The sequence below is a fragment of the Pseudomonas sp. KH_046_2 genome, assembly GCF_057838985.1.
The window spans coordinates 2,307,710-2,322,758 of the sequence record NZ_CM174480.1 but is presented as its reverse complement, the minus strand read 5'-3'; the positions used below and the strand labels follow the sequence as shown (position 1 = coordinate 2,322,758).

General features: G+C 59.9%; 9 protein-coding genes and 1 pseudogene. 3 read left to right on the top strand and 7 right to left on the bottom strand.

Annotation, left to right across the window (positions count from 1 at the left end; translation table 11 throughout):
• Positions 1-9: 9 nt before the first annotated feature.
• Together AC3IX1_RS10520 and AC3IX1_RS10515 are read right to left on the bottom strand one after the other, a co-directional pair.
• The gene (locus AC3IX1_RS10520; protein WP_489388109.1) at positions 10-1,377 is read right to left on the bottom strand and encodes a DUF1329 domain-containing protein; all 1,368 of its coding nucleotides are present in this window, start codon (positions 1,375-1,377) and stop codon (positions 10-12) included.
• Positions 1,378-1,403: 26 nt separating this feature from the next.
• Complete coding sequence (locus tag AC3IX1_RS10515) at positions 1,404-3,311, bottom strand: DUF1302 domain-containing protein (RefSeq protein ID WP_489388108.1); 1,908 nt, start codon at positions 3,309-3,311, stop codon at positions 1,404-1,406.
• A gap of 294 nt (positions 3,312-3,605) precedes the next feature.
• On the opposite strand from AC3IX1_RS10515, the gene AC3IX1_RS10510 reads away from it, so the two are divergent.
• Complete coding sequence (locus tag AC3IX1_RS10510) at positions 3,606-6,125, top strand: LuxR C-terminal-related transcriptional regulator (RefSeq protein WP_489388107.1); 2,520 nt, start codon at positions 3,606-3,608, stop codon at positions 6,123-6,125.
• Positions 6,126-6,173: 48 nt separating this feature from the next.
• Here the strand turns inward: AC3IX1_RS10510 and AC3IX1_RS10505 are convergent.
• Positions 6,174-7,310: pseudogene (locus tag AC3IX1_RS10505) on the bottom strand (LuxR C-terminal-related transcriptional regulator); the annotation flags it as partial.
• A 15-nt stretch (positions 7,311-7,325) separates the two neighbouring features.
• A complete protein-coding gene (locus AC3IX1_RS10500; RefSeq protein WP_489388106.1) occupies positions 7,326-8,441 on the bottom strand; it encodes a CaiB/BaiF CoA transferase family protein in 1,116 nt (371 codons plus the stop codon).
• 193 nt (positions 8,442-8,634) lie between these two features.
• On the opposite strand from AC3IX1_RS10500, the gene AC3IX1_RS10495 reads away from it, so the two are divergent.
• Both AC3IX1_RS10495 and AC3IX1_RS10490 read left to right on the top strand, forming a co-directional pair.
• Positions 8,635-10,350, top strand: a complete 1,716-nt coding sequence (locus AC3IX1_RS10495) for a hypothetical protein (RefSeq protein WP_489388105.1) — start codon at positions 8,635-8,637, stop codon at positions 10,348-10,350.
• Between the two features lie 343 nt (positions 10,351-10,693).
• Entirely contained in the window at positions 10,694-11,422 is a 729-nt protein-coding gene (locus AC3IX1_RS10490) for an NYN domain-containing protein (RefSeq protein WP_489388104.1), read from the top strand.
• Positions 11,423-11,570: 148 nt separating this feature from the next.
• Here the strand turns inward: AC3IX1_RS10490 and AC3IX1_RS10485 are convergent, their stop codons facing one another.
• The 3 genes from AC3IX1_RS10485 to AC3IX1_RS10475 all read right to left on the bottom strand — a co-directional run bounded on the left by AC3IX1_RS10485 (position 11,571) and on the right by AC3IX1_RS10475 (position 15,024).
• On the bottom strand, positions 11,571-11,930 hold the full coding sequence (locus AC3IX1_RS10485) for a DUF6124 family protein (protein ID WP_489388103.1): 360 nt from the start codon (positions 11,928-11,930) through the stop codon (positions 11,571-11,573).
• A gap of 454 nt (positions 11,931-12,384) precedes the next feature.
• On the bottom strand, positions 12,385-13,572 hold the full coding sequence (locus tag AC3IX1_RS10480; protein WP_489388102.1) for a lipid-transfer protein: 1,188 nt from the start codon (positions 13,570-13,572) through the stop codon (positions 12,385-12,387).
• A gap of 84 nt (positions 13,573-13,656) precedes the next feature.
• Positions 13,657-15,024 carry a DUF1329 domain-containing protein gene (locus AC3IX1_RS10475; protein ID WP_489388101.1) on the bottom strand — a complete coding sequence of 456 codons (1,368 nt, stop codon included), beginning with the start codon at positions 15,022-15,024 and terminating at the stop codon, positions 13,657-13,659.
• Positions 15,025-15,049 lie beyond the last annotated feature (25 nt).

Sequence of the window (15,049 nt, the reverse complement as noted above, 5' to 3'; positions counted from 1 at the left end):
AGCGCACGCCTATCGGATACCGGCGTTACGCAAGGCTGCTGGAGTGAAGTCAGCAATCGTGGGCTGATAGCTGTAGTCGGTGCCGCGCTTGTTTTCGTTGCCAAGGTTGGACACCACGTAGCGACCTGCCAGCAAGTCATAGATGCCGATCCCGGCATACACCGCCACACCTTGCTGATAGTCGTTGACCAGGTGACCTTCACTGACCCGCCACAACTGGCCACGACCATCGTACTGGTCGATTTCCACCGCCGCCCAGGTGTCCTCGTCGAAGTACATGTGACGCTTGGCATAGATGTGCCGCTCACCCGGTTTGAGAGTGCCTTCCACTTCCCAGACGCGGTGCAACTCGTAGCGGGTCAGGTCCTGGTTGATGTGCCCTGGCTTGATGATGTCGGCGTACCTAAGCTTCGGCGATTGCAGTGCATAGCTGTTGTACGGGACATAGATTTCTTTCTTGCCGATCAGTTTCCAGTCGTAGCGATCAGGCGCGCCGTTGTACATGTCGGCGTTGTCGGCGACGCGCAGGCCGTCGGCGGCGGTGCCCGGCCCGTCATACGCGACCTGAGGTGCACGGCGTACGCGACGCTGCCCGGCGTTGTAGGCCCAGGCCATGCGCGGCTGCTTGACCTGATCGAGCGTCTCGTGGATCAGCAACACGCTACCGGCCATACGCGCCGGCGCCGTCACTGTCTGCTTGGCATAGAACAGGATATTGGCACTGTCCTCAGGCTTGGCATCCGCCATCTTCCACGGCAATCCCGCGGCAATTTCAATGTCGACGATGGTGTAGTCACCGTTGACCTGCGGTGTGGCCTGGGCCTGGCGGTTGATGAAGTTGGTGCCGCGTGAACGGGTCAGGTGATTCCACACGACCTCCAGGCCACTCTTCGGAATCGGGAACGCGTAGTAGTGCGACTGTTCAAAGTTTTTCAGCGCGTAGCCGTCATTGATCGCCTCGGTGGTCAGCGCGCTTTTCTTCGCCGCGTCGTACACCGCCTGCGGGGCCGACGCCGTGCGCTGGGTCTTATACACCGGGATCCTGTAGGTGTCGGGGTAGCGCTGGAACATCGCCAGTTGCCCGGCCGTCAGCTTGTCCTTGTATTGCGAGGCCGTGGCGGCAGTGATCACGAACTGCGGTTTTTCACCTTCGAACGGGTTGCCGAGAAAATCGTTGGTCATCGGCACTGCGCCGGGCTTGAGGCCACCGCTCCAGGCCGGGATGGTGCCGCTGGCATTGCCGGCCTTTTCACCGCCCAGTGGCGTCAGGGTAGTGCCCAGTTTTGCCGCGTCTTCCGGTGAGACGGCGGCCATGATGCTGCTCGACAGCAGACTCAGTGCGAGGGTGCCGCATGCAACAAGAATGAATTTTTTCATGGTCTCGATCCTTTGCTGTTGGGCTATCAGAAGTTCACGCCGACGCTGAGTGCAACGTAGTCGCGATCACGGTTGGTGTTGAAATGGCCGCCGAAGTAATCCGTGTAGCTGAGGCTGGCGGTGTAGAGGTTGGCGTAGTCGGCATCCACGCCAACGCTCACGGCTTTGAGGCCTTCCTCGAAGTTCGGGCCGTTGCCCTCGACGTCGTGGGACCAGGCAATGTTCGGCGCCAGGTTCACGCCGGCAAACACGTTCGGATAGTCGAGCCGGCCACGCAGGCGATAGCCCCAGGAGTCGGTGGTGTAGAAACCGTGGCTGTTGCACTCCTGCTGCGGGTTGCTGGGCCGGGTCACACCCGCTGCGGCACCCGGCACCTGGCTCCGTGTCCCGGCACAGGTTTGTGCACCGGTTGCGCCTGGACCCGCTCCGGTCGCCAGCTCGCCGGCGCCGAAAATCGTACTGCGGCCAAAGCGCAGGTCTGTACCGTCGGAATTCCCCAGACCGTTTATGCGGTTGTAACCTGCTTCGCCGACCAGGGTCAGGCGACTGGCGCCCATGACCTGATCGAAAAATTGCGTGGCGGTCACTTGGGTTTGCAGCACCGGCATGCGCTCATAACCCTGGAGTTTTGCCCCGGCGGCGTTCTGCGACTGGCCGGCGATGAACAACGGCGAGTTCTTGTTGCCCGTCGCCGCCAGATTGAGGTCAGCACCGTTGAGTTGCAGCGGCATGTTCGGCCGGTAGCTGATTTCGCCACCCAATGAAGTACCCGCCACGTTGGTCGCGAAGCTAAGTCCGTAGAGGCGGATGTCTTCTGGGTAAACCACGTGGTAACTCGCGGTGCGGATCGAGTTGATCGCGCCAGGTACAGTCGCCGCACCTGCGCCGGTGTTGGCGGTCACGGTCGCGCGGGTGAAATCGAGGTTGGGATTGCGGCTGTGATAGTTGAGGAAATAGGCGCCGAACTCGGTGTCGTTCAGGTCCGGTGCAAACCAGCGCAAGGCCAGGCCGAACTGACCGCTGTCCTTGGCATCCTTGGTTTTGGTGCGCGTCACGTAGGCATTGTCCACGCCGCCACCTTGCGCCCCGGTGCCTGCCACTTGCAGGCCGGAACCGGTATTGGTCGCCACGCCGGGCGGCAGGTCGAGACCGGCAATCACCGCGCGGTCGTTACAGCCATCCGGCGTCACGTCGTTACCGAAGAATGTGCCGCAGTTGTCGATTACCGACGGTGCCCATTCGATCTGGTAGAACGCTTCGGCGGTGACGTTTTCGGTGAGTCCCTGTGACACGTACAGCATGTTCACCGGGATCAGGCCTTCCTTGACCTCGGCACCGGGTCGGCGCAGCGCCGCGACGTCGATCGGGTTGATGCTGTTGATCGAGTTGCCGATGAAGGTGCTTTCGCCCCAGCTGACCACTTGCTTGCCCAAGCGTACGTTGCCCTGCAACTCGTCGATGGTGTAGTTGTGGTAGACGAAGCTGTCGAGAAACATTGCCCCGGACGACTTCGCCGCGCGCTGGCGACCATGATCGTCGATGTCATAGAACGGACGGCTCTCGTCCATCAACTCGAAGTCATACCAGTATTTGCCACGCACGAATGCGCCGCTGTCACCGTATTTCAACTCCAGGTCATGCACGCCCTTGAAGATCTTCGAAAAGGTTTCGCCCTTCTTGAAGTTCAGCCGGTTGTCATCGCTGGTACGCGATGACGACCCGCCGCGCACACCTTGCGAGTTGAAGTTGGAAATGAAATCCGGGTCCGGTCCGCGTGCTGCCCAACTGGCGCCTACCGACAACGAGCTGTCGAAACTGCCCTGAATCTCCCCGACGCTAAAATTCACTGCGCAAGCCTGCGTGCTAATCCCCAGGGCGACTGCTGCTGCCAGCAACTGCGGCTGAAAGATTGCGCGCTTTGTTGTTTTTGTCATGCGGCTCTCCGAAATACTACGGATGTGTTGGAGCGCCAACAGTAGGGACTGCGCCGTCACTCGGGACATCCCCTGATGGGGTAATTTGGGACTACCCGTGTGGGTGATTAGCACTTTGCCATCGATACAAGAAGTAACGCCGCCTGTGAGTTTTCTACAGTCGTCACCTTTTCAACCGAAAAGGGTATTGCCCGCGGTCGCCGGACTGCGGATTCTTTCGCGCAGTAACCGCTCAGTTATCAGCCCGCTTCGGACCCGACGCAGATGCCTTGCCTTGCGGTCCGGGAGAACGAAATGTCGCCGTCCCTTTCAGCCGTTACCTTGCCGGCTGGCAAGCCTGTCAGCCCGATGCCCGACGATCCTTGCGCACCTTGCGCGCCACTGTTGGCACGCCAACACCTGGTGTCGCGGATGCTTGAAAAGCCGCAACGCCTGCGTCTGCTTTGCGCGCCGGCGGGCTATGGCAAGACCTCGCTGATCAGGCAATGCATGGCCAGATCCACTCCTGGGCCGCATGTCCTACAAATCAATCTGGCCGGTCAATCCCTTTCCCTTGCACGGTTTTGCACGCGCATCGCCGAACAGCTTGGTGATCACCCGCATCCCATAAACACCGCCCCCGCGCTGCTGAGTTTGCTGGAAGGTCTCAAAGAGCCGTTCACACTGATCCTTGACGATTACCCTGCCCGCGCCGATGCCGAACTCGACGCCTGGATCGATCACCTGCTCCTGCACTCCCCCGCACCCATTCAGCTGTGGGTCAGTTGCCGGCAACGTCCGGCCTGGAACCTCCCGCGACTGTTGCTTGAAGGTGAGCTGTTGGAACTCGATTGCCAGGCACTGGCGCTGTCCCGTGAGGAGTCCGACGAGCTCGTGCAATTGATTGCGCTGGCGACAGTAGACGCAGACCTGGAAGTCATGTGGCGGCAGACCTTGGGCTGGTGTGCCGGCCTGCGTTTGCTTCTCGCGTCCCCCAGCAGCTCACACGGCGGTGCGCGGATGTTGAGCGACTACCTTGAGCGTGAACTGCTCTCACACCTGAATGCAGAAGAATGCCGTTTGCTGCGGGGATTGGCCTGTCTGCCACGGTTCAGCGAAAGCCTGTGCCTCGACCTGTGGGAGGAACTCGACGACAAGACGACCGTGCGCAGATTGCTGCTCTCGCAGGGGTTGTTCCAGCCACTGGACAGCGCCGGGCAATGGCATTGCATGTTGCCGGCCGTGGCGCAGGCATTACGGGGAAGAAACGATCTTGCAGAACTCAACCACTTGCGCCTGCGTGCCTGTCGGGGATTGAGTGCGTCGGGTTTCATCGAAGATGCCATCGACCTCGCTTTCAGTGCCAACCGCCCGGACGTCGCGGCCAACTACATAACCACCTTGAACCCGAGTTGGCTCCTGGCCGAACGCAATCTGCCGCGCCTGCTCGACTGGCGCAATCACTTGCCCGCGAGTCTGCAATTAAGTACGCCGCAACTGGTGGTGCTCAATGCCTGCGCCTTGATGATGAACACGCGTCTGGATGAAGCGCAGACCTGCTTGGCGCATTTGAGTCGCTTTCTGCCGCTACCGTCGGCAGAGCAGAACCGTCATCTGCTGGCGGTCTGGCAGGCATTGTGGGGCTCTATCCATGGTTTGTTGGGCAATTGCTCGCAGGCTTTGGAGTATTGCCATGCGGCGCAGGATCAACTGGGTGAGGATGATCAACACGTGTCGTTCGTGTGCACGGTCATCCTTGCGCGCCTGGCCATGAGCACGGGCGAAACCCTTCAAGCTCAACAGATCCTGATGCAAGCCATCGAACAGGCCCGCCGCCAGGGCAGCCTGGTCCGAGAAGTACAGACCAACATCCAGCGCATCTGCCTGATGATTCTCTGCGGAGAAAGCGAGCTGGCCGAACGCCTGTTGCAAGAAAACCTGATGCTGTTGCGGGCCGATGGCGATCGGCATGTGATGTTGCTCGGCCGGTTGCTGGTCTTGCAGGGCAAGCTGCATCTGCAACGCGGAGAGCTGGACAGTTGCGAGAGCGTCTTGGGCCAGGCCCTGCAATGCATAGCCGATCATTGCCTGTCCCTACTGCAAGCGCTGATGGGCCTGTCGGAAGTGTTTGCCTGCCGAGGGGATTTCCAGCGCGCCTTCGCTTTCCTGCAGGACGCCGAACGACGCATGCAATGCGCCAATGTCCAGGAAAGCAGCTATCGCGGGGTACTCAATCTGCAAACCCTGAGTGTTCTGATCCATCAAAAAAACTGGAAACAGGCACTGCTCATGGCGCAGATGATCGAGCAATATCTGCGTGGGTCCGCTGCGCGGCTGACCAGCATTCATGTGCCATCGCTGGCCGTGCACAGTCAGTTGCTGCTGGCCATTGCCGAACACGGTAACGGCCAGACCCGGGATGCTTCCAAGCGTCTGGAGACAGCGCTGCGCGAATGTCGGCGGCTGAACTTTCACGGACTTCAAGCGAAGGCGCTGCGCCTGTTGGACAGTCTCACTCAGGCCGCGCAAGAAACACCACGCGCACATCAGCCGTCGCCCAATACCGGCTCATTCAATCTGCTGGTCAGTGAAGCCAGGATCTCTCAACCGGGCAAGCCGGCGGTCAGCCCAAGCAATCATGAAAAGCTCACCGGGCGTGAAACTGCCGTGCTGGAGCTGCTGGCCGAAGGCTTCTCAAACCGGGAGATCAGTGAACGCCTGTACATCTCGACCAACACGGTCAAGGCGCACATCAAGCACATCAACAGCAAACTGGGGGTGACCCGGCGAGCCCAGGCGGTGATGCGAGCCCGGGCGACGGGCGTGCTGGCATGAATGCTCGTGGGGTTCGTCCAGCAGCCCTCTCGCTCTGGCGATGGCAGCGGCTTCGACCTGGCCATGGGCGCCCAGCTTGCGATAGATATTGCGCAGATGCGCCTTAACCGTGTGCGCGGAAAGCTGCATGCCGAGGGCGATTACGCTGACCTGACGGCCTTGCGCGAGCAGCCTGAGGACCTGATGCTCCCGCTCGGTAAGGGCTGCGACACTGGCCGAGGATGGCGAGTCGCCCGTGACAGCAAAGCGCTTGAGCAGATCACCGACAAATCCCGGCGCGATGGTCGATGCAAATCCCCGGGGCTGAGCCCAACGCTGCAAGAGCGTGGCAAGGCAGGTGCCCTCTTCGACAAAGGTGCTGCGCCAGCCTTCTTCGCTGGCGAACGTCAACACCCCGGTCAGCTCCGCCATTGCCGCAGCGCGCTGCCCCATGCCATCAAGGGCCAGTGCGTACAGCAAGCGCAGCTTCAGCTTACGGCGCAGACGACCGCGCTGTTGCGCTTGTTCAATTGCCGGGCGCAGCGCCCGGGACGCTTGGTCAAAACGCCCTTGGGCGATATGCAGGCGCACACGTGCGACGGTCGGTGTGTCCGCATCGTTGGCAAAAAAGAGCGCATCTGCATGCTCCCAGTCGCCATATCGCTCCACGTGAGCCAACGCCTGAGCCGCGACTTCGAGACGACCTTGCAGCGTGGCCATACGCGCGCGCTCGATCCAGACCGAGCATTGGATGCGTCGACAAGCACGGTCGCGACCGCGTTGTTCCAGCAAGGCGAGGTGACGGCGACAGGTGGCAATATCACCCTGCGACCCAGCGATACGGGCCATAAGGATATGGGTGACGATCAGCGTATCCGCTGAGCTGTCGTCCGTGATGTAACGCAGGTTTTGAGTGAGCCTGCGTTGTGCTTGATCCAGCGAACCGCTCTCGTACAGCACAAGTGCGCTGACCGGTAGTTGCTCCACCCCCAACTGCGCGCAGTCCCCGGGGAAACACTCCAGACGAATGCGCGCCGTTGCCAGAGATCCCTGAGTCAGGTCGATGAGACTTTGCATCGCCGTCACCTCCGGACTCAAGGCGTCCGCGCCTTGTTGTGCGGCAAGCCAGATCGCCTGCGCCAGCCAACGCCTTGCCTCGTCGAAATGCCCGAGAGCAAACAGGCTTTCGGCCAGCGTCAAGGCCACTGCGTTTTCCAGAACCTACGACCGCCAGACAACGGCAAGGTCATTGCCGTCCAGCCCGGCCATGACCTGCTCCGTGTGCGCACCCCGTGTCGGAATCGCCCCCGGTGTCGCGACCTGGCCGTCAAACCGTGGGGCGGGGCTGGCTTGCAGCATGCCTTCGCGTTCGAAATACACGCCCCGCTCCACCATATGCGGATGCTGTGAGGCTTCACGCGGGCTCAGTACCGGGGCAAAGCACACATCGGTGCCTTCGAGCAGGTCACACCAGTGGGCGCGTGGCTGGCCAGCAAACACGTCGGCCAGCAATCCGCGCAGTTCGTCCCAACGTTTCACATCCCACTGTTTGGCGAAGCGCGGATCATCCTGCAACCCGAGTTTTTGCAGCAGCAGCGCATAGAACTGCGGCTCCATCGAGCCCAGCGCCACGTACTGGTCGTCGGCGCAGCGATAAGTGGCGTAGAAGTGAGAGCCGTCGTGGACGCTCTTGCCGCGTTGCTCCTGGAGCAAGCCTCGGCGGGACAGCGACATCATCAACTGCATCATGTGCGCCGAGCCGTCGACGATGGCAGCATCGACCACGGTACCCTTGCCGGTCTGCCGGGCGTTGAGCACACCAGCCAATACACCGACCGCCAGATACAACGCGCCGCCGCCGATGTCACCGATCAGGGTGATCGGTGATGAAGGCGCTTCGCCAGCCGTGCCGCTGTGATACAGCGCACCGGACAGTGCGATGTAATTGTTGTCGTGGCCGGCGGCGCTGGCCATCGGGCCGTTCTGGCCCCAACCGGTCATGCGTCCATAAACCAGTCGCGGGTTGCGCACCTGGCATTCCTGCGGACCAAGGCCCAGACGCTCCATGACGCCGGGGCGCATGCCCTCGATCAGGACGTCGGCGCTCTCGATGAGTTTCAGGACGGCTTCGCGCCCTTCAGGGCTTTTCAGGTCGGCCACCACCGAGCGCTTGCCACGGTTCAACGGGTTGGCCGGGGCGTTGGCTTCGCCGGTGATCGAGACGGATTCGGCACGCTCAACGGCGATGACATCGGCGCCCAAATCGGCCAGGTGCATGGCACAGAACGGCCCCGGGCCGATGCCACAGATTTCTACGACTTTGATACCTGACAGCATATTTTATTCCTTGTTTGCCGTGATCTCACAAAGGGACTTCGATAGCCCGCGATGTGCAAAAACATGGCGAATACGCTAGCAGAGCCCCACCCCCGAAACATGCCCCCCGCTATGGGGGGCTATGGGGCGAAAAAGGGCTCGCTACTCTGGACCTTCCTCCGCTGGCAATAACAACAAAACAAAGGAAGACAATATGTTTGCTCTACGTTCACATTGGGCGCTTCTGGCCACCTGCCTGACTGTCCCGGTATTGGCCACTGCCGGCCAGAGCGCACCGGTCAACCCTTTTCTGGCGCAGTCCTACAACAACCAAACGCACTGGAACGACGGCGCATCGGACAGCACCGACATCGCCGTGCCGCGTGGCACGTTCAAGATGACCCCGGACGCCTACCGCGTACTGCCCAACGAATCGGGCAGCCTGGTGCAATACTCCGACAAGGTCGGCGACACCGACCTGTACTGGTTCTGGGCCGGATTTTCGCTGCGCAAGGTGAAGATCGAGGATGACTTCAAGCTCACTGAAGTGGCCCGCGTCGACCTGCCGGTCAAACTGCCCAACTACCAGCCGATCACGCCAGAGCAGCGCTTGCAGCAGGCCGCCGAGACCCGCAAGTTCCTTGAGGCCAAGGACGAAAAAGGTTTGCTCGACTACATGAGTGCGCAACCCAACCGCATGCTGACTGGCACCGCGGATCAACTCCTCGGCGGGGCCATTTACTCGTTGCTGACCCGCGAAGACGCGTTTATCGGTGCCAGCGCCCGTCGTGTATTCCGTATCGACCAGAACGACCACAAAGACCCGAAGTCGGGCATGAAACTCACCCAGGAAGTGCAACTGCCGGATGCCTTGTTCGATAACGAGAAGACCAAGCGCGGGATGAATATCCCGGTGGACACCACCTTCGGCATGGGCATGACGCCGAACGGCTTCCTGGTGGTCAACACCATGGGCGGCACCGTGGCCACCCTTGATCGCACCACCCTGAAACTGATCGACAGCTACCGTGTGGAAGGCAGCGACGAGTTGTTCCTCAACTCCTTCGCTACCGGTCCGGAAGTCGATGGTGGTGCCGTGTACGTGGCGTCCAACCAGAACATGTACCGCCTGGTGGTCGACAAACAGGGCAAGATCCACGCGGACGAAGCCAGTGGTGCGTGGAAAGCCCCGTATGAGCGCGGGCCGCGCTTCACCTCGATCAAGATCGCCGATGGCACCGGCTCCACCCCTACCCTGATGGGCTACGGTCCGGATGAAGACAAACTGGTGGTGTTCACCGACGGCGCGAAGAAGATGAACCTGGTCGCCATGTGGCGCGACAAGATCCCGGCTGGCTGGAAGCAGAAACCTGGCACCTCGTCGCCGCGAGTTGCCGACCAGCGTGAAGTCGACCTGGGGCCGGATGTTCCTACCGTGCAATCGGAACAATCGGTTGCGGTGTATGACGGCCATGCCTTCGTGGTCAACAACATTCCGGCCGTGGAAAAACCGGTACTGGCCAAGTCCGGCTACTACGTGACCATGCTCAACGGCATGACCCGCCCGGCACCGAGTGGTGTGGCGATGTACAAGTGGGACCACGCCAAGGACCAGTGGAACACCCTGTGGACGCGCACTGACGTCGGTTCGATTTCGATCGTGCCAATGATCAGCGGTGGCAGCCGCATGGCGCTGATCAACGGCTTCTACTCCGACCGTCTGGGCGAAGGCTTCCACATCGGTATGGACCTCGACACCGGCAAAACCGTCCTGGAAATCGCCACCGACAGCGACCCGATCTTCAACGGGATGTACGCGCCGATGAAAGTCGACAAGCAAGGCCGGATCATGTACGGCATGGCCTTCGGCCTGGTGTTGATGGATACCAACCGCATGCAGAAAGTCGATCAGGTTGCCAAGAGCGAGTAACTCGATGTAGGGATGTGCTTGACGCTCATCGCGTCCCTTCGTCAAGTACGCCGGCCCTCGTTGAGGGCCGGTTTTTTTTAAGGCTTTTGCCTACACCCATTACAGAAACCGCCGGCTTGTACACCATTGGCTTGGGATTTATTGTTTTTCCGCCGCCAGTATCAGCGGCAAGGAGCTTCCCTCCGAGAGCAACCTGTCTTTCTCGTCTCGGTAGCTCAAAAAGGAGCGGTTGACGCTATCAGCAACCTCATCTAGTCTGCCCCAATCCCGCCCAAGGCAGTACGCCGTCCTAATCATCCAGGACGCGCCGACACCTTGGGCGTTTTGCTATCAGGAAGAAAGCATGCCCACTGCAGTACTGGTTGACGGCGCCTACTTCATCAAGCGCTTTCGAAGGATCGAACCGCAAAATGCATTCAATGCTGAGCGTGCAGCCGACCTTGTTCACCGATGGGCGATGGCCCACCTTTCAAGCAAAATTGTCGCACGCGCCAACGGGCAAAGTCCGCCGCAGCAACGACATCGTAAAGACCTCTACCGAATCTTCTTCTACGACTGCCCACCGCTGGAAACGAGACAACACAATCCCATCAGTAAAAAATCCGTGGATTTCTCTAAGTCCAGGGAAGCTATGTTCCGCAAGGAACTGCACGCGAGGCTGCGAAGTAAACGCAAAGTGGCATTGCGACTTGGGCATCTGTCGAAAGATACGAAGTGGACCATCAAGGCAGCAAAAATAGCCGACCTGCTCAAGGGCAAAATTCAGCTCGTAGACCTGACGGAGCACGACGTCAGCATGGACACCCGGCAAAAAGGCGTTGATATGAGAATCGGCGTGGATGTGGCGTCGCTGTCATTCAAAAAACAGGTGGATCAGATTGTGTTGGTCGCAGGTGACGCAGACTTTGTACCGGCAGCAAAGTTGGCCCGGCGCGAAGGCATCGATTTTGTGCTCGACCCGATGTGGCAAAGCATCCCTGAAAGCCTGATGGAACACATTGATGGGCTGCGTTCGACGTGCCCGAAACCGCCAGTTCGGGTAAAGGAAAACCCGCTAGAAATCGCAACATAATCTAACAACACACTATTCACCGTGATCACCACAATCACTGTGGGAGCTAGCCTGCTAGCGATAGCGGAGTGTCAGCGACATCAATGCTGGCTGACACGGCGCCATCGCTAGCAGGCTAGCTCCCACAGGGGGACATTTGTTTGGTCGGCTATTCAGGTGGGTCGATCTGGTCCAGCACGCGGTTTGCGGTGATCTCGGCCAGCATCACGCTGTTGGAGATGCCCAGCAGTGCGTTGCGTGATCCGCCGTCCAGGTGATCGACCAATTGATGGACCATCACATCCACCGAGGCCAGGGTTTCCACCAGATACACCATCAAGGTTTCGCTCGTCGCCTGCGGGTCGACGGTGAACAGGGTGCTGACGGTGCGCGGTGTCGCCTTGATGTTGGCTGTTGAGGGGAAATGGAAGTTGAGGGCGCGCTCGGCGGCTTCGTTGAGCTTTTTGGAATCGGGTTCGTAGGGCGATGCCGGATCTTCGTCTGGCGGGTTTGGTGTGACTTTTAACATAGTTGCTTTACTCACTTGGTAAGGCCGCAACCATTTCGCTACTAAACGAAGGGTGGCAGCTGTGCGCAAGTTAGTAGACCGGGAAAGCAACAAACCGGCGCGTCCGAAAACGCCATGCGCACAGCTACCATTAATGGCAGGTGGGCACCTGACCAAAAGACGCTTGTGCAACCGTTGTTTCTTCTCCGGGCTACTAAACCCGATCACTGATGAGCAGTGACACGGATCAAGTTACCGATGGGCTCCAAGGCGCACAAGCCGGCGGATTCTGGCGTACCCGTAGGCAACGGCGCAAGGTCTTGTAGCTTTCAAGACGTAAGGCTGACGGTGCTTAAACAGCTGCTGTTGGACTGCGTTTAATAGCATTGCTGCTTGATACATAACTTATAGGAGCCGAGCTTGCTCCTACAGGGTTCGGTGTCAACCGGAAATAGGGGCACACCCGGCAATTGAATCAAGCGCGACCGTACAACGTCACGACGCAAGCACCACCTAGCCCAAGGTTATGCGCCAGTGCCACATTCACGCCTTCAACCTGGCGTTTGTCGGCATTGCCACGCAACTGCTGGGTCAGCTCATAGCACTGCGCCAAACCGGTTGCGCCCAGCGGATGCCCTTTGGACAGCAAGCCACCGGACGGGTTGGTCACGACCTGGCCGCCGTAGGTGTTGTCGCCAGCGAGAACAAACTTCTCGGCGCCGCCGACATCGCACAGACCCAGGGATTCATAGGTCAGCAATTCGTTGTGGGCGAAGCAGTCGTGCATTTCGGCGACGCGGATGTCCAGTGGGTCGACGCCAGCCTCCTCATACACTTCCTTGGCTGCACGTTGCGCCATGTCGAAACCCACCACTTCGATCATCGACCGCGATTCGAAGCACACCGGTTTGTCGGTGGTCATCGACTGGGCGAGGATCACCACGTCAGTGCGCAGGTTGTGTTTTTTGGCAAAGGCTTCGGTGCAAATGATCGCGGCCGCCGCGCCGCAAGTCGGTGGGCAAGCCATCAGGCGGGTCATCACGCCCGGCCACATCACCATGTCGTTCATCACGTCATCAGTGCTGACCACTTTGCGGAACAGCGCCAGCGGGTTGTTGGCGGCATGTCGGCTGGCCTTGGCGCGAATTGCAGCAAAAGTGCTCATTTGCGTGCCGTACTTTTGCATGTGCTCGCGACCGGCACCGCCGAACATTCGCAGTGCACTCGGGATTTCCACGTCAGCGGTCAGCTCATCGATCACCGATTGGGTCATGTGCGTGGTGGCTCGTGGGCGATCATCCCAATTGCCTTTGAGGGCACCGGGTTGCATCTGCTCGAAACCAAACGCCAGGGCACATTCAACCGCACCGCTTTCCACTGCCTGACGCGCCAGGAACAAGGCACTGGAACCGGTGGCGCAGTTGTTGTTGACGTTGATCACCGGGATGCCGCTCATGCCCACTTCATAGAGGGCGGCCTGGCCGCTGGTGGAATCGCCGTAAACGTATCCTGCGTACGCTTGCTGAACCAATCGGTAATCCACGCAGGCATCTTGCAGGGCAAGGCGAATGGCCTCCGAGCCCATTTCGATATAGGTACCGCTGGTGCCCGGTTTGACAAACGGGATCATGCCAACGCCGACAACGTAAGGTTTTTGCGACATTACTGTTCTCCAGATCCAGTGAAAGTGACTCAGGGGGCAGCCGTTCGCCCTCTTGCGAAGACGAACAGCGATGCCTTGAATGGCTTAGCGAATACCGGCGTTGCGCAAGGCTGCCGGGGTGAAATCGTTCATGGTGGGCTGGTAGGCGTAGTCGGTGCCGCGCTTGTTCTCGTTGCCCAGGTTCGACACCAGGTAACGACCAGCCAGCAAGTCATAGACGCCCATCGCGGCGTACACCGCGACGCCCTGTTTGTAATCGTTGACCAGGTAGCCTTCGCTCACACGCCACAGCGCACCGCGACCGTCGTACTGGTCGATTTCCACGGCAGCCCAAGTGTCTTCGTCGAAGTACATGTGACGCTTGGCGTAGATGTGGCGCTGGCCTGGCTTGAGGGTGCCCTCCACTTCCCAAACGCGGTGCAGCTCATAGCGCGTCAGGTCCTGGTTGATGTGGCCGGGCTTGATGATGTCCGCGTACTTCAACTTCGGCGATTGCAGCAGGTAGTTGTTGTAGGGCACGTAGATTTCTTTTTTGCCGATCAGCTTCCAGTCATAGCGGTCCGGCGCACCGTTGTACATGTCGGCATTATCGGCCACGCGCATGCCGTCCGCCGCCGTGCCCGGGCCGTCATAGGCCACTTGTGGCGCACGACGCACGCGGCGTTGGCCGGCGTTGTAGGCCCAGGCCATGCGGGGTTCCTTGATCTGGTCGAGGGTTTCGTGGATCAGCAGCACACCACCGGCCAAACGCGCCGGGGCGGTCACGGTTTGCTTGGTGTAGAACAGAATGTTGGCGCTGTCCTCAGGCTTGGCGTCGCTCATTTTCCATGGCAGCCCCGTGGCGAACTCGATCTGCACCGGGGTGTAGTCACCGTTGACCTGCGGGGTGGCTTGTATCTGGCGGCTGATGAAGTTGGTGCCGCGAGAACGGCTCAGGTGGTTCCACACCACTTCAAGGCCGGTCTTGGGAATCGGGAATGCGTAGTAATGCGACTGCTCGAAGTTCTTCAACGAGTAACCGTCGTTGGCAGACTCGGTGGTCACCGCACTTTTCTTCGCCGCATCGTAAACCTCTTGCGGCGCCGAGGCGGTGCGCTGGGTTTTGTACACCGGGATCTTGTAGGTGTCGGGATAGCGCTGGAACATCGCCAGTTGCCCGGCAGTCAGCTTGTCCTTGTACTGCGCGGCGTTGGCGGCGGTGATCACGAACTGCGGTTTTTCGCCTTCGAAAGGGTTGCCGAGAAAGTCATCGGTCATCGGCGCGGCGTTGGGTTTCAAACCACCGGCCCAGGCAGGAATAGTGCCGCTGGCATTGCCGGCTTTCTCGCCGCCAAGCGGTGTCAGCGTGGTGCCCAATTGCGCAGCTTCCTGCGGCGAAACGGCCGCAATGACGCTGGACGCGATCAGGCTGAGGGTCAACGTGCAGGCTTTGATCAGAGTGCTGGATTGCATTTTTATTGTCTCCGTCTGAGCAGTA

Bases quoted from the DNA above. Each gene is read 5' to 3' on its own strand.
- AC3IX1_RS10495 (WP_489388105.1), top strand. From the start codon at position 8,635: ATGTTTGCTCTACGTTCACATTGGGCGCTTCTGGCCACCTGCCTGACT.
- AC3IX1_RS10500 (WP_489388106.1), bottom strand. From the start codon at position 8,441: ATGCTGTCAGGTATCAAAGTCGTAGAAATCTGTGGCATCGGCCCGGGG.
- AC3IX1_RS10520 (WP_489388109.1), bottom strand. From the start codon at position 1,377: ATGAAAAAATTCATTCTTGTTGCATGCGGCACCCTCGCACTGAGTCTG.
- AC3IX1_RS10480 (WP_489388102.1), bottom strand. From the start codon at position 13,572: ATGTCGCAAAAACCTTACGTTGTCGGCGTTGGCATGATCCCGTTTGTC.
- AC3IX1_RS10475 (WP_489388101.1), bottom strand. From the start codon at position 15,024: ATGCAATCCAGCACTCTGATCAAAGCCTGCACGTTGACCCTCAGCCTG.
- AC3IX1_RS10510 (WP_489388107.1), top strand. From the start codon at position 3,606: ATGTCGCCGTCCCTTTCAGCCGTTACCTTGCCGGCTGGCAAGCCTGTC.
- AC3IX1_RS10515 (WP_489388108.1), bottom strand. From the start codon at position 3,311: ATGACAAAAACAACAAAGCGCGCAATCTTTCAGCCGCAGTTGCTGGCA.
- AC3IX1_RS10490 (WP_489388104.1), top strand. From the start codon at position 10,694: ATGCCCACTGCAGTACTGGTTGACGGCGCCTACTTCATCAAGCGCTTT.
- AC3IX1_RS10485 (WP_489388103.1), bottom strand. From the start codon at position 11,930: ATGTTAAAAGTCACACCAAACCCGCCAGACGAAGATCCGGCATCGCCC.